The organism is Pseudomonas sp. GW822-FHT04H02, from assembly GCF_058800645.1.
In genome coordinates, this window is sequence record NZ_JBXAMM010000002.1 from 318,555 (window position 1) to 333,535 (window position 14,981).

Below are 14,981 nucleotides of genomic sequence, written 5' to 3' on the forward strand. Positions count from 1 at the left end.
CCTCAGAACTGGAAGTAAAGGAACGGCGAGAAGCTTTGCGCCGAGAGTTTGAGAATCGAGGCAATGAACAGCAGCAGCACCAGGGCGCGCATGGCGTAGCGCGACCAGTCGGCAGTCCAGTAGGCCGGCTGTACCTGGGCCTCGGTGCCGACGATGTAGCCCGGCTGGTGAATGCTGCCGGGGTTGTCCCCGGGCACCGCCTTGATCAGGCCGGGCTGGGCGCTGGCCGGGCCGTCGGCGGCGGTAGTGACCTCGGGCTTGGCCTTGACCGGCGCCGGGTTGCGGTACAGGTCACGCAGGCCGAAGAAAGCCAGGGTGGCGTAGGCCAGGATCAGGGTCGCCACTTGCAGGCCGGTGAGGCTGGCGCGGTTGAGTTCCGACAGCGACCAGTCGCCAAAGCTGAACATCGCGCCGTACATGCGGCCTGCTACGTGCAGGTTCTCGGCGCGGAAGATCACCCAGCCCATCACCACCAGCAGGAAGGTCAGGGCCCAGCGCACCGGGTTCAGGCTGCGCGGCGTGGTGTTGATGCCCAGGGCCTTTTCGATGGCCAGCCACATGCCGTGCCAGGCGCCCCAGACGATGTAGGTGAAGTTGGCGCCGTGCCACAGGCCGCCCAGGAGCATGGTCAGGAACAGGTTGCGGTAGGTGATCAGGGTGCCTTTGCGGTTGCCGCCCAGGGTGATGTACAGGTAGTCGCGCAGCCAGGTAGAGAGGCTGATGTGCCAGCGCCGCCAGAACTCGGTGATCGACTGGCTGATGTAGGGCTGCTTGAAGTTTTCCATGAAGCGAAAACCCATCATCAAGCCCAGGCCGATGGCCATGTCGCTGTAGCCGGAGAAGTCGAAGTACAGCTGCGCGGTGTAGGCCAGGGCGCCGAGCCAGGCATCGCCCGTGGTGGGGTTGTGCAGGGCGAAGCAATGGTCGGCGACCACCGCCAGGGTGTCGGCGATGAACACTTTTTTGATGAAGCCCTGCATGAAGCGGGTGCAGCCTTCGGAGAACTTGTCCAGGGTGTGGGTGCGGTTGTTGAACTGGTCCGCCAGGTCACGAAAGCGCAGCACGGGGCCGGCGATCAGGTGCGGGAAGATCGCCACGAACGCCGCGAAGTCGATCAGGTTGCGGGTGGCCGGGGTGTCGCCGCGGTAGACGTCGATGATGTAGCTGATGGACTCGAAGATGTAGAACGAGATGCCGATCGGCAGCAGCACGTGGGTCAGGATGAACGGCTCAAGCCCCATGGAGGTCATGATGGCGTTGATGCTGTCGACGCCGAAGTTGGCGTACTTGAAGTAGCCGAGGATGCACAGGTCCACCGCCACCCCCAGCAGCAGCCAGCGCTGGGCGGGTTTGGTCCTGACGCCGGCGGCGCCGACTTTCAGGCCGATCCAGTAGTTCCACAGGGTGACCCCGGCGAACAGCGCCAGGAAGTCCACGCGCCACCAGGCATAGAACACATAGCTGGCGATCAGCAGCAGCAAGTTGCGATAGCGTTGCCCGCTCAAGTAGTACAAGCCGAGAAAGATCGGCAGGAACAGGAACAGGAACACATTGGATGAGAAAACCATCCCGATCTCTCCATGTTTAACCAATAGTCAGAGGCCGGAGCCCCCCCAAACCCCCCCCCGTGAAAAACCGGGGAAGCGGTACTGCGTGCAGCGCGCCCCCTGTAGGAGCTGGCTTGCCGGCGAAGGCGCTCTTGAGGGCCTCTTCGCTGGCAAGCCAGCGCCTACAGGGGGACGTTCCAACGATTCGAATCAGGAGCCCTTTTCATGGGCCGGGTCGTAGACCTTGGTCAGGTCGCCACCCAGGCGGAAAGTCTTGAACGGCTGCATCTTGTGCTTGCGCTCCAATGTCTCCGGGGCGCAGGTGTAGAGGCTGCAGTAGGGTTCCAGCCAGGCGAATTTCGAGTCGACCTTGAGGTCGGTCATGTCCTGCTGCTTGCCGTTCTTCTTTTCGAAGGTGTCCGGGTCCTTGACCCCGGCCAGCACCCGCTCGCCCAGGCGCTTGAGGGCGCTGTTGTTCTCCTGGCGCAGGTCCACGCCGTTGACCTGGGCGAAGCTGGCGATCATTGCCAGCGGCGGCAGGGCGTAGTTGTGGTAGGCCAGGGCCCGCTGCTGGCGCTTGAGTTCGTTGGGCAAGAAGCCGTCGGCATCGACCTGGTTGGCGCCGACCTTGTATTCCTTGACCGCCCAGTCGAACAGGTCGCGGCGGTTGGTGGCCACGGCGGTGGCCATCACCGACCAGGCGGCCCAGTAGGAGTGGTTGTTGGTCTTGTCCAGGGGCAGGTTGTCCCAGTCGCTGACCACCTGGTCGGCCATCTTGCTGAACCAGGCCTCGATCTTCTGTGCCTGTTCCTGGTGGGTGGCCAGGGGGTGGGAGTCGGAGAACTTCAGCCGCAGGTAGGCCGAGGCCATGCTGCCCAGGGCCCATTTGCGCATGGACTTGCCGGTGTGGTTGAAGTCCTTGGACATCAGCGCATCGGCCTGGGCCCAGGCGCTGAGCCAGGCGAGGGTGCAGTCCAGCTGTTCAGGGCGGCCGTCGCGCATGAACTGCATGACCCGCTTGCTGGTACCGCGCTCGATCTTGGTGATGTCCGCGGTGGTGTCGCGAAAGGCCTGTTCGGACTGCACGTTGAGGGTCGCCCGGGCCTTGTCCGAGCCTTCGTACTTGCTGCGAAACTGCAGGGCGCCGGTGTAGGGCGCCGGCATGGCGTCGCAGCCCTCGCTGTTGTCGCCGCTCTTGAACTTGTCCACCGGGGCGTAATAGCCCTGGGGCGGGCGCAGCGGCGCGGCGGCCTGGGCGCTGCCGGTGACGATGGCCAGCCCCAGCAGGCTGGGTATCAACAAGCGTTTCAAGTCTGTGCTTTGCATAGGTAACCTCATTGCCCGATCTGCGCGGTGCGTTGCTCGGCGCTCGGGAATACGTTGCGTTTGCAAATTTTCGCTTCGACCTTCTGCCCTGCGGTGCCCGCTTCCGGGCCCTGGATCTCGACCGCCAGCAGGTTCTGCGAGGCCCAGTCTTCGTCGGTGCGCAGTTCGAAGGCGAAGCGCCCGTCGGTGTCGGACGTTTCCGGTTTTTCGATCTTGATGTCCTCGTGGCGCCCGTTCATGTACCAGAGGGTGGCTTGCAGGGTTTTCACCGAGGTGTCGGCGAAGCGGATGTCGACCTGATGACCGCTGTTGCGCAGGTCCATGTTCTTGCTGTTGACCAGCAATTCGTTCTTGCCGGGCTTGAGGGTGGTGCTGCCGGTCATCTGCGCGTCCTTGCCCTCGCAGCCGTTGTCCAGCAGGGCCATCATCTGCCGGTAGATGGTTTCCTGGTCCAGGCGGTACAGCGGCGAGAATTCCCAGATGAGGATTTTCGGCGGGCTCTTCTGGAACTCGTCGCTGCCCAGGTACTGCAGCATCGAGCCTTCCAGGCCGCCGCCGGGGAAGGCGACGTTGAGGATGTCGGCACCGATGGCCTCTTCCAGGAAACCGGCGAAGTTGTAGTTCTTGCCACTGTGGCTGGTGCCCACGAGGGTGATCTGCGGGTTGCCGGAGTCGCCGAACAGGTCGCCGTCGCCAGCCTCGCCCTTGGGCTCGGTGGTGAACTGGTCCATGTACTGGATGGCGTAGCTGGTGCCGCACAACTGGCCGGCCATGTTGTGCAGGGTGCCGGTCTTGCCCATGCGCCCGGACTTGTGGGTTTCGAATTCACGCCGTGGAATGTCGGCAAAGGCCGGCAACTGCTTGACCTTGTCGGCGACGATCTTCGCCGTGCGCTGGGCGCCATAAGGGGTCCAGTGCTGGTCGCCGCGGAAGTAGAAGTCGTGGGCCGGCAGGGTATCGGGCAGTTGTTCGTTGGTCAGCGGCGAGAGGTCCGGCACCACGTAGCCCATCTGCGCGAAGCGCCCGAGCATGGCCTTGTAGTTGCTCAGCGCCTTGTCATAGTCGAAACGGGCTTTCTCCGCCGGGTTGAGCTTGTTGCGGTTCACCAGGCCGCGGGTCGGCTGATAGACCACCACCAGTTCCACGCCCTTGCTCTTGAAGGCTTCGTGCAACTGCTTGAGGCGGCGGTAGCCTTCGGGAGTGGTGTTGAACTCGGTGCGCAAATCTTCCTGGGTACGGAACAGCCAGTCGCCCTGGGCTTGCACCAGGGTGGTGAAGTTCTGCTGGTAGCGGGTCACGTAGTTCTTTGCGTCGTGGGCGGCCGGGCACAGGTTGCAGCACGGCTCGGCCTTGAAGTTCGGCGCGGCGCTCGTGGCGCTGGTTTCGTCGGCACGGGCGCCGGCGCTGGCGGCGAGAATCCCCGCGGTCAGGGCCGACAGGCCCAGGAGTTTGATCCAGTGTGGGTGCATGAAAGTCATCCTCAATCCCGCAATTCGGTCTGGCGTTCGACGGGGTCGATCAACACGGCTTTCTGCTGGCGCACCAGCAGGTCGAGAATTTCATCCTGGCGGTCGCCCAGGACCCCGGAGAAGCTGATGCCGCTGCTTTTGGTCGGCGCCAGCATGGAGACCCGGTACAGCTCCACGCTCAAGGGGGAGTCGATGGACATCGGCCCGCTGCCGTTGGCGGCCAGCTCGCCGCCGACCACGATCAGCGAGACCTGGGCGTCGAACGGGTCGAGCTTGATGTCGCGGTCGGTGTCGGAAAGGTCCTTGATGTGGCCGTAGACCCCGGTCAGGCCGTTGGCCATGGCGATGTTTTCGTACAGGCGGATGTTCACGCTGTTGCGAATGCGGATGCCGTGGCGGCGGTTGCTGATCACCTTGTTGCCGTAGATCAGGTTGTCGGCACTCTCGTAGAGGGTGATGCCGTCGGTGTGGTTGCGGTAGATCTCGTTGTAGGCGATCAGGTTGTTGACGCTGTTACGGTCGATCACCAGCCCGGAGAGGTGGTTGTCGTAGCTGCGGTTGTTGAAGATGAAGCTGTCGTTCACTTCCCGGGAAATGATGATGCCGTGCTTCTTCTTGGTGCCGTGGACGGTGTTGTCGGCAATGATCAGGCCATGGGAACGGTCGTGGGGGTCGATGCCGTAGACGATGTTGTCCTTGTAGGTGTTGCCCTTGAGCACGAAGTCCCGGGTCTCGTAGCAGTAGAAGCCGTACCACATGTCCGAGAACGTCGAGCCGACGATCCAGCCGGTGGGCTCGGGGCGCTTGAGCACCTTGGCCATGTTCGGCGTGTACTGGGAAATACTCACCCCGTAGGACTTGGAGTTGGCGTAGCCGAAGCTGGCCATCGTGCTGTTGACGATGTAAGTCTCGGTGCCGCCCCAGGCCAGCAGGAACGGGCGGAATTCCTTGGGCGAGCGGAAGGTCGCCGGGCCGTTGTCCTTTTCGCGCCAGCCCGTGACCTTGGTGTCACGCACGAACAGCTGGCCATCGTTGACCAGGAACGAGCCGCTTTCCTGGGACAGGCGCAGCTCCTGGGTCTGTTTGTCGATTTCCAGGATGCCGTGGCGGCCGACGACGATGGGCAGGCGGGCGAGGTAGACCCCGGGCGCGGTTTCGCTGATGTACTGCTTGGGCAGCTTGCCCACCAGTTCCTTGAGGTTGACGTAGCCGTCGTCGATGAAGATCGCCTGGGGTATGCCGTGCTGGCGCACCACCCATTCGGCCATCTTGTTGTCACCGCCGATAAAGTCCTTCAGGGCGTCTTCCTGCATCATCCGGCGCACGCTGATCTTGCCCGGCTTGCTGCGCACGATCTTCGCCGCGGCCGCCTCGGCGGTGTAGCCGGAGAGGTCGGGCAGGGTCGGCTTGGCCAGGGCCAGGGGCTCGGTGGGAGCACTGCTGACGGTGTAGGTCTTGGCCTGTTGCAGCTCCTTGGCGATGATCGGCGCCTTGGCCGTCTCGGCAGTGGCGAAGGCGCTGCTGCTGGCCAGCAGCAGGGCGCCGGCCAGGAGGCTCAGGGAGCCTCTGGACAACGGGCTCTGGAGAGTTTGAGTAGGCATGTCGGGCACTCCTTTAGCGGCTTGCATCAGAAGCGCCAGATCACGTCGATAAAGGCGCGGTGCATGTAGGAGTCGACCTCTTTGCCGTAGGCGTCGCCGGGCTTGAACACGCCACCGCGCAAACGCACCAGGGCCGAAGGTTCATCGATCGACTGGCTCAGGGCCGCGGGCAACAGGCCTTGCTTGAAGTACTTGGTGACCACCAGGTCCATCTCCTGGCCGAGGTCCTTCTTGCCATCCATGAGCGGCAGCGAGGTGCTGCTGAGCAGGGCGCCGGTGGTGTCGTCGTAGTTGTTGTCCACTGCGTTGATGCCGTTGCTGCCCACCGGTTTGTTGCCGTCCACACGCCAGAACTTGTGGTAGACCAGGCTGGCGTCGTAGTCCTCGCGCAGTTGCCAGGAACCGAACAGGGTGGCGCTCTGGGTGTTGTTCATTTCGCCCCGGAAGGCTTCGCCGAAGCGGTGCACCCGGGAGCGAGTACCGGTGTAGTTGGAGCGGTTGCTTTGCAGGCCGTTCTGTTCGTACTCGGCGCTGGCCCGGGCATAGGCCGCGCCCACTTGCCAGTTCGGGTCAAGGCGCAGGCGCACGCCCAGGTCGGTGGCCCAGCCGTTGAGGTTGTCCCCGCGCTTGGCTTGGGTCGGGCGGCTGCCATCGGCGTTCAGCGGGTTGACCGTATCGCGGTCGCCGCGCATGCCGGTGAGACTGGCCCAGTAGTTGACGGTATTGGTGTTGCGCCAGTTAAAGGCGTCGCTGTTGGCTTCCAGGCCGAGCCAGGTCAGGTCGCCGTTTTCCTTCTTGTCCAGCGGGTCGCTGGCCACGCCGGGCTGGGCATAGTCGAGCTTGCCGTCGTCGTGGGTATGGTGGGCGCGGATGCCCACCCACTGGCCGGGCGTCCACTGGTAGGCGGCGTCGGCGTACAGGTGCAGGCGGTCCTTGTCCTTGGGCGCCAGCTCCTTGAGGTCGGTGCGGTATTCACTGAAGCGCTCGGCGGCCCCCAGGTTGGCCCGCAGCAGGGTGGTGTCGAAGGTCCAGTTCAGCGCCTCGATGTTGGTGTCGCGCCATTGCCCGTCATCGTTGCGCAGGCGCTGGCGGCCGAACTTCAACTGCTCGCCGGGGTAGGCGGTGAAGCCGCTGTAGCCGACCCAGAACTCGCGCATGGCCAGGTAGTTCTTCTTGGTCTTGCGGTCATCGTTGCTGGACTGCTGGCTGGCGTCGTCGCCGGACTGTTGCAGGGTGTCGGTTTCGATCACGTCGCTTGCGGTCACTGCCTGGCCCATGGCGTAGGCGCTCCAGTTGCCGCTTTCGCCATAGACCCAGGGCCGCAGGTCGAGGCCGATGCCGTTGACGTCGCCACCGCCCTGGGTGCCCAGGTCGCGATCGTCCTCTGACTGGCCGGTGATCTTCACTTCCAGGCCGAAGTTCTTGGTGTCGGTGATGGCCGCCAGGGTCGGGTTGGACCAGATCATGGCAAAACCCAGGGCCATGCCCAGTTTCGACAGGCACAAGCGCTTGCCTGTGGTGGTGAAGGCGGGGTGTGCCCGTTCGCGCAGCGGCCGCGATTCGCGAGGGCAGGCGTGGCGAGCGCTTCGCGCTTGGTCGCAGCCTGCGGCAGCGGCTACAGGGGTGGTGTTGAATGGGATGGACTTCATAGGGATTCCTCGCCGTCTTCTTCCTGCAGCGCGTGCAGTTGCAGCGTGTTCTGGGTCAGGGCACCGCGCGCCGCCTGCTCCTGTTGCAGCAGGCGCTGGGCTTCGGCGCGCTGGCCGGGGGGCAGTTGTTGATCCAGCTGCTGGGCCAGTTCGTTGGCCTGTGGGGTGTCCTGGGCCTTGGCCAACTGGCTGAAGACGTAGGCGTTGACCGGGTTGGGCGCGGTGCCGCGGCCCTGGGAAAACAGCTGGGCAATGGCGAAGTCGGCGCTGTTCTGGCCGTTGCGGGCAGCCGTCAGCAGGTGGTCCAGGGCTTTTTGCGGGTACACCTGGCCCAGATAGCCACGGCGGTAGATCTGCCCCAGGTAGTAGTCGGCGGCGACTTCGCGGCCCACGGCTTTCTGGAAGTGCGCCTCGGCCACCTTGGCGTCCGCCGGCACCCACTTGCCTTCGTAGTAGAGCTTGCCCAGCAGCAGTTCGGCCCGGGGCTGGTCGGCGGCGCGGCCGTTCTCCAGGTATTCCATCATCTTGTCGACGTCACCCAGCTCGGGGAAGTCGTAGAGCAGTTGCGCCAGGCTGACCCAGGAGGCCGGGTAGCCGGGGGCGACCTGTTCCAGCAGGGCCTGGGCGGTCTTTTCATCCGGCTTGCCAAGACTGGCATCGCCCAGTACCCGGGCCACGCTGTCGACTCGCTGGGCACTGACGCTGCCACGGCTGTAGCCGGCCTGCAGTCGCTTGATCAGCTCGGCCTGCTGTTCTGGCTGGCCGCGTTTCTGGTAGACGGTGGCCAGCTCGACGTAGCAGATGTCGGTGCTGTCGAGGGCGGCCTTGCAGATGCTTTCCACCTGGTCCAGGTGCTGGTCGTAGGTGCCCTGGGTGCGGTACAGCAGGACCTGGGCCAGACCGGCTTCCGGATAGCCGGCGGCGCGCCATTGGCTGATCTGCTGCTGGGCGTCGACGTTGGGGAAGCTGTGGGGGTATTGCAGGTACAGCATCGCCAGGGGGATCAGGGTGTTGCCTTCGCCATTGGCAAAGGCTTTCTTCAGCAGGCCTTCGGCTTCGTGCTGCTCGGCCTCGGTGGAACCGGGCTTGGCCACCAGCAGGCGCCCCAGGCGCGCCTGGGCACGGGGCGAGGTGTCGGCCGCGGCGCGGTAGGTGGCCTCGGCCTGCTTGATCTGCGCCGGGTCGCGGCTTTCCACCTGAATGTCGGCCAGGCCCACTTGCGCTTCGCTGTAGCCCAGGTCTGCCAGTTGGCGGTAGTTCTGCTGGGCCAGGGCGGTGTCGCCGCGCTTCAGGGCCTCGTTGGCCAGGCGCTGGTCCGGCAGGCCGGCGCAACCGGCCAGGGCCAGCGCCGCGACCAAAGGCAACACCGAACCCTGTAGCCGCTGCCGCAGGCTGCGATCGAGCGCGAAGCGCTCGTGCTGGTTGTCGGGGAGCATCGAGTCGGCCGGATGGCGTCCGCTGCGCGGCCGGGCGCAGCCTGCGGCAGCGGCTACAGGGAGCTGGGTAGGCACTCTCATGGTTACAGACCCGCAGCCATGGCTTTGTCGATCAGCCAGTTCATCGACGGGCCGCGGTCGCTGCTGACTTCCACCGGGCGGCCGGCGAAGGCGCTGCTCAGGGGCGCGTCGGGCTTGATCTGTACGCGGATGTCGGAGGACAGGTCGTTGCTGTTGAGGCTGGCGCTGCTGACGATGGTGCCGGTGCGCACTTCATCCTCGCCGGCGATCTGGAAGTTGACCTTGGTGCCCGGGCGCACGTCGCCGAACTGGCGGTAGGAGAACCGCGCCTCGACATTGGCCAGGCTATTGCGCGGCACCAGCTGGAAGATCACGTCGCCCTTGCTGGCGTACTGCCCGTCGGCCACCAGTTGCTGGGCCACGGTGCAGTCGCAGGGGGAGGTCAGGGTGCCGGTCATCTGCTTGCCGAACAGTTCCTCGACCTTGGCCGGTTGCAGCTGGTTTTCGTCCAGGTGGCCCTTGAGCACGTCCAGCATGCTGGTGCTGAAGCTGGCCAGGGGCGCGCCTTTGGCGACGCTGCCATCGGTCTGCACCAGGCTCTGCACGGTGCCGTCGCGCGGCATCGTGACGTTCATCCCCGGAACGTTGACCAGGCCGGCCTCGGCGTGGCTGACGAAGTACATGCCGTACACCGACTTGAGGATGAAACCGAAGGCGGCAAGGCCGACGATGAAGATCCCGGCGCTGAAGGTCACCGCCCGCAGGCGCCCCAGCGGAGTCATGCCGCTGCCGCTGTCCTTGTTCTTGCGCGCCTTGGTGAAGTTGTCGCGCTGCAGGGTGGCGAGCACGTCGCCCATGCTGACGATGTCGCCGGCCAGGTGCGAGGTGATCAGGTGGCGCAGGGTGGAGATGTCCTGGGGTTCGAGGTTCTGGAACTGGCAACCGACCCGGCCGCTCTGGCGATCGAAGGAGCGGACCTGCAACTCGACGTCCATGGCCAGGCCGAGGTTGTCGATGACAAATTGCAGGCGGCCCTTGTGCACTTCGCCCACGGTCAGCATCTGCTGCCCGGCGTTGAAGCTCAGGCCGCCGGCGGAGAGGTCGTGGACCCGCACTTCAAGAGGCTTGGCCTCGGTTCCGAAGAAGCGCAGCTTGGCCGGGATCTTGACCCGGGCGTGCTGGCGTTGGGCTTCGGATTCATGCACTACATTGACGTTCACGGCGGTGTTCATAGAGTCGATTTCCTAGTTAATTCAGGCAAGGCGGTTCAGACCATCAGCAGCAGGACAGCGACGAACACGCTGCCGGCCGAGAAGGTCATGGTCCGAGACGACCAGGTGTTGAACCAACGTTGAAAACTGGCCAGGTCGCGGGTCAGCTTGGTGTCCTGGCGGGTCCAGGATTGCTGGTCGAGGCGGAAGAACACGTAGATCTTCACCAGCGCGCCGACGATCTGGTTGTAATAGAGAATCAAGGGGTAGGCCGGGCCGATGCGGTGCCCCGAGCAGGACAGCAGCAGGGTCAGGATCAGGCGGGTAATGCCGATCCACAGCAGGTAGGCCAGGATGAAGGCAGTGCCGTACTTGAAGCTGGCGATGATCGCCACGGTCAGGCCCAGCAGCGAGGTCCACATCGATACGCGCTGGTCGAACAGCACCACGCTGGTGAACAGCCCCAGGCGTTTCATGCCCAGGCCGAGGGCCCGGGAGTTTTGCCGCAGGTTGTTGCCGTACCAGCGGAACATCAGCTTGCGGCTGGCCTTGATGAAGCTCTTCTCCGGCGGGTGCTCCACGGTGTTGATTGCCGCGTCAGGCACGTAGAAGGTGTCGTAGCCCAGGCGCATCAGGCTGAACCAGCTGGACTTGTCGTCGCCGGTAAGGAACTTGAAGCGGCCCAGGCGCCAGTGCTGCAGGGAGTCGCTTTCCACGTCGGCGATGAAGTCCGGGTCGGTGACCACGGTGGCGCGAAACACCGACATGCGCCCGGTCATGGTCAGCACGCGCTTGGACAGGGCCATGGAGCACATGTTGATGTGGCGCTGGGCGAAGCGCAGCTTGTGCCATTCGCTCATGATGTAGCCGCCGCGCACTTCGCAGAATTCGTTGGTGGTCAGGCCGCCGACATTGCCGAACAGCTGGAACCAGGGCACGGTCTTGCGTACCACGCCTTCGCCGAGCACGGTGTCACCGTCGATCACCGCTACCACGGCGCGGCTGTCCGGCAGGTGGCGGGAGATGGCACGAAAGCCGAAGGCCAGGCCATCACGCTTGCCGGTGCCGGGGATGCGCACGAAGTCCAGCTTGACCCGCTCCGGCGGGTTCATCCGCGCCCACAGGCTTTTCACCAGCAGCTCGTCGGACATTTCCACGATCGAGCAGACCACGGTAGTGGGGAAGCCGCAGTCGATGGCTTCACGGATGACCGAGCCGTAGACCTGGGCGGTGGTCAGCGCGTCGATCCGGAAGCTGGTGACCATCAGGTACACATGGGACGGGTCCGCCGCGCTGCCGAGCTTGCGCACCTTGCGCCGCAGGTGCGGGTAGACCACGTAGAGAAACAGCATGCCGCGCACGAAGTGCGTGGCACCCATCGAGTAGCGCCAGATGCCCACGGCGCCAATCAGGAAAATGAAGTCCTTGGACTGTGAGTCGAAGGTCGAGGCGGGCAGCAACAAGGCCATGCCCATCAGCAAACTCAAGTAGAACAGCCAACCGGCGGCCTGAAGCAGGCCGTGCTTTAGCCTGTGCATAATCTGCGTCCATCAAGGTCTCGGGCGAGCCTGTGGGGTGGCCCGAGGGGGGTTAAGGCAGGCATGGAGATCTGGGAGGGCCAGATCGCTGGCCAGCCAGCTCCTACGGGGATGGGGTAGGAGCCGGCTGGCTGGCGAACCCTTACCAGCAGATCCCTTCGGTACGGCCTTTGCTGCAGGTAGCCTTGGACATGAAGCCCACCAGGTCGATGACCTGCTTGCCGTGGGGCACGTCTTCGGCCAGGGCGCGGAACTTCTCGTCGCGGTTGCCGAGAATGATCACGTCGGAGTTGCCGATTACCGCGTCGAAGTCCGAGTTGAGCAGGGACGAAACGTGGGGGATCTTCGACTCGATGTAGTCCTTGTTGGCGCCGTGAACCCGGGCGTACTCGACGTTGCTGTCGTAGATGCTCAGGTCGAAGCCCTTGCCGATGAGCATTTCCGCCAGTTCCACCAGCGGGCTCTCGCGCAGATCGTCGGTGCCGGCCTTGAAGCTCAGGCCCAGCAGGGCGACCTTGCGCTTGTCATGGCTGGAAACGATGTCGAAGGCGTTCTGCACCTGGGATTCGTTGCTGCGCATCAGCGAGTTGAGCAGGGGCGCCTCAATGTCCAGGGAGCCGGCGCGGTAGGTCAGGGCGCGCACGTCCTTGGGCAGGCACGAGCCGCCGAAGGCGAAGCCCGGGCGCATGTAGTACTGGGACAGGTTGAGGGTCTTGTCCTGGCAGACCACGTCCATCACTTCACGGCCGTCCACGCCCACCGCCTTGGCGATGTTGCCGATCTCGTTGGCAAAGGTGACCTTGGTGGCGTGCCAGACGTTGCAGGTGTACTTGATCATCTCGGCGACTTCGATGTCCTTGCGGATGATCGGTGCATCGAGCTCTTCGTACAGCGCTTGCAGCACATCACCGGAGGCCTGGTCGAACTGGCCGATCACGGTCATGGGCGGGAAGTCGTAGTCCTTGATCGCGGTGCTTTCACGCAGGAACTCGGGGTTCACCGCGACGCCGAAATCCACCCCGGCCTTCTTGCCCGAGCAGTCTTCGAGGATCGGGATCACCACGTTCTTCACGGTGCCCGGCAGCACGGTGCTGCGCACCACGATGGTGTGGCGGGTGGCCTTGTCGCGCAGGACGAAACCGATCTCGCGGCACACCGATTCGATGTAGTCCAGTTCCAGGTCGCCGTTCTTCTTGCTCGGGGTACCGACGCAGATCATCGACAGGTCGGTATCGCGAATGGCCTCGGCGAAGTTGGTGGTGCCACGCAGACGAGCGGTCTGGATTCCTTGCGCCAGAAGTTCGCCCAGGCCCGGTTCGACGATCGGCGACTTGCCGGCGTTGATCAGGTCGATCTTGTCTTTGGAGATATCTACGCCAACCACTTCATGGCCCCGTGCGGACAGGCAACCGGCACATACTGCACCGACGTAACCCAAACCAAATATGCTGATGCGCATCGCATTTACCTCTGTGTTATTCACGCCATTAGATGGCCGGAGTTAATGTTTGCCAGCTGTTGTTGTGCACTCGGAAGTCCAGCGAAGTACGCTGTAGTGCCGTGTGCAGGCAGACTAAGTTCCGAGTGACTAAATAAATGCACTCAAGTTGTGCGCAACCGATCCATGTTGTTTTGACTTGCCCTTGAATGTTGCCGGCGGCTCCTGCTGCAGGTCCCTCGAGAAAAACCATCCGCGTTCCTGTGGATGGCTGGATGCCACGTAGTACGGGCTCTCCATTTGTTTTCGGGGGCCTTGAAGGCCAGCTGTTCCTTGGCTCGTTAGGGGATAGTTGAGGTGCCTTATCTCCGTTTGTTTACCCTTTAGTTCAAGTTTGTGACTCGTTGGTCAAATCAATGTTGCAACTTGATTAGTTCATCGTGAGTCCGTGTAAGTCATCTCCTACAACCTCGTTGAGAATCGTTACCGGTGGTATGAGCGGTGTCTGAAGGCATAGTTCCTGCCCGCTCATCCTGTTTTTCGAAATTTCTTGAAATATTGAGAAAGATGGCACTGCTCTCAAACTGATAGCACTAACGGTTTGAGCCTTTAGTTATGGGGAGTTGAAGGGGGGGGATATTTTTGTGCCACTACCGAATAAAAAAAGTGGTGCCACTACTGAAAAAAATCAGCGCTGTCGAGTGAAATAAAAGTTAGGCAAAACGCTGAAAGTTCTATGGCGCCAGAAAATTGGCTTATTAAAGGCGGGGAATGTGCGGATGATCACATTCTGGCGCGCTCGCCGGTTGGAAACGAGCGCGGCAGGGGAACGCTTTATTCCGGTGCGTGGTCGCGCAGGAATACCAGGTTGTCGGCCTTGGACTGCTCCGCGCTGAAGCGGTAGCCCTGGACGTCGAATTGCTTGAGCTGAGCGGGGTCGTTGATGCGCTCCTGGATGACGAAGCGGCTCATCAGGCCACGGGCTTTCTTGGCATAGAAACTGATGATCTTGTACTGGCCGTTCTTCAGGTCCTTGAACTCGGTATTGATGATCCGCGCGTTCAGGGCCGTGCGCTTTACCGCCGAGAAGTACTCGTTGGAAGCCAGGTTCAGCAGCAGGTCGTCACCTTGCTCGGCCAGGGCCTCGTTCAGCCATTCGCTGATACGGGTGCCCCAGAAGGCATACAGATCCTTGCCCCGGGCGTTGGCCAGCTTGGTGCCCATTTCCAGGCGATAGGGCTGCATCAGGTCCAGAGGGCGCAGCAGGCCGTACAGGCCGGAAAGCATGCGCAGGTGTTGCTGGGCGTAGTCGAAATCCGCCTCGCTGAGGGTTTCGGCGTTGAGCCCGGTATAGACGTCGCCCTTGAACGCCAGCAGCGCCTGCTTGGCGTTGTCTGGGGTGAAGGCCGGGGTCCAGCTACCGAAGCGCGCGGCGTTGAGCCCGCCGATCTTGTCGGATACGTGCATCAGCTCGCTGATCTGCGCCGGGGTCAGTTCCCGCAGTTGCTGGATCAGTTCCTGGGAGTGGTCGAGGTATTGCGGCTGGGTGAAGCGCTGGGTAACCGGCGGTGTTTCGTAATCGAGGGTCTTGGCGGGTGAAATCACCATCAGCATGGGGTCGTCTCCTTTTGGCGTCGGGGGATTCTAGGGGCTCGGGCGCCCGGACTCCACCTATGATGGCGATAGTCATGACCGCTGATCGCGGTTCGCCGGCAAGCCGGCTCCCGCACGAGCCTGTAGGAGCC

10 protein-coding genes are annotated in these 14,981 nt (G+C 63.2%); all 10 read right to left on the bottom strand.

Annotated features, from left to right (window positions below):
- Positions 1–2: 2 nt before the first annotated feature.
- The 10 genes from AC1RMG_RS08165 to yaaA all read right to left on the bottom strand — a co-directional run bounded on the left by AC1RMG_RS08165 (position 3) and on the right by yaaA (position 14,850).
- The gene (locus tag AC1RMG_RS08165) at positions 3–1,568 is read right to left on the bottom strand and encodes an MBOAT family O-acyltransferase (protein WP_053149125.1); all 1,566 of its coding nucleotides are present in this window, start codon (positions 1,566–1,568) and stop codon (positions 3–5) included.
- Positions 1,569–1,757: 189 nt separating this feature from the next.
- Positions 1,758–2,873: a mannuronate-specific alginate lyase gene (locus tag AC1RMG_RS08170; protein ID WP_019094744.1), complete on the bottom strand. Its 1,116-nt coding sequence runs from the start codon at positions 2,871–2,873 to the stop codon at positions 1,758–1,760.
- Positions 2,874–2,881: 8 nt separating this feature from the next.
- Complete coding sequence (locus AC1RMG_RS08175; RefSeq protein WP_011059371.1) at positions 2,882–4,342, bottom strand: alginate O-acetyltransferase; 1,461 nt, start codon at positions 4,340–4,342, stop codon at positions 2,882–2,884.
- Positions 4,343–4,353: 11 nt separating this feature from the next.
- On the bottom strand, positions 4,354–5,943 hold the full coding sequence (algG, locus tag AC1RMG_RS08180) for a mannuronan 5-epimerase AlgG (protein ID WP_169892757.1): 1,590 nt from the start codon (positions 5,941–5,943) through the stop codon (positions 4,354–4,356).
- A gap of 26 nt (positions 5,944–5,969) precedes the next feature.
- Positions 5,970–7,427 carry an alginate export family protein gene (locus tag AC1RMG_RS08185; protein WP_036996876.1) on the bottom strand — a complete coding sequence of 486 codons (1,458 nt, stop codon included), beginning with the start codon at positions 7,425–7,427 and terminating at the stop codon, positions 5,970–5,972.
- 161 nt (positions 7,428–7,588) lie between these two features.
- Complete coding sequence (algK, locus tag AC1RMG_RS08190) at positions 7,589–9,028, bottom strand: alginate biosynthesis TPR repeat lipoprotein AlgK (protein WP_123397677.1); 1,440 nt, start codon at positions 9,026–9,028, stop codon at positions 7,589–7,591.
- 83 nt (positions 9,029–9,111) lie between these two features.
- The gene (locus AC1RMG_RS08195; RefSeq protein WP_011059375.1) at positions 9,112–10,281 is read right to left on the bottom strand and encodes an alginate biosynthesis protein Alg44; all 1,170 of its coding nucleotides are present in this window, start codon (positions 10,279–10,281) and stop codon (positions 9,112–9,114) included.
- A 35-nt stretch (positions 10,282–10,316) separates the two neighbouring features.
- A complete protein-coding gene (gene alg8, locus AC1RMG_RS08200; RefSeq protein WP_072451220.1) occupies positions 10,317–11,798 on the bottom strand; it encodes a mannuronan synthase in 1,482 nt (493 codons plus the stop codon).
- A 142-nt stretch (positions 11,799–11,940) separates the two neighbouring features.
- Positions 11,941–13,257, bottom strand: a complete 1,317-nt coding sequence (locus AC1RMG_RS08205; RefSeq protein ID WP_011059377.1) for a nucleotide sugar dehydrogenase — start codon at positions 13,255–13,257, stop codon at positions 11,941–11,943.
- A gap of 813 nt (positions 13,258–14,070) precedes the next feature.
- On the bottom strand, positions 14,071–14,850 hold the full coding sequence (yaaA, locus tag AC1RMG_RS08210) for a peroxide stress protein YaaA (protein ID WP_011059378.1): 780 nt from the start codon (positions 14,848–14,850) through the stop codon (positions 14,071–14,073).
- Positions 14,851–14,981 lie beyond the last annotated feature (131 nt).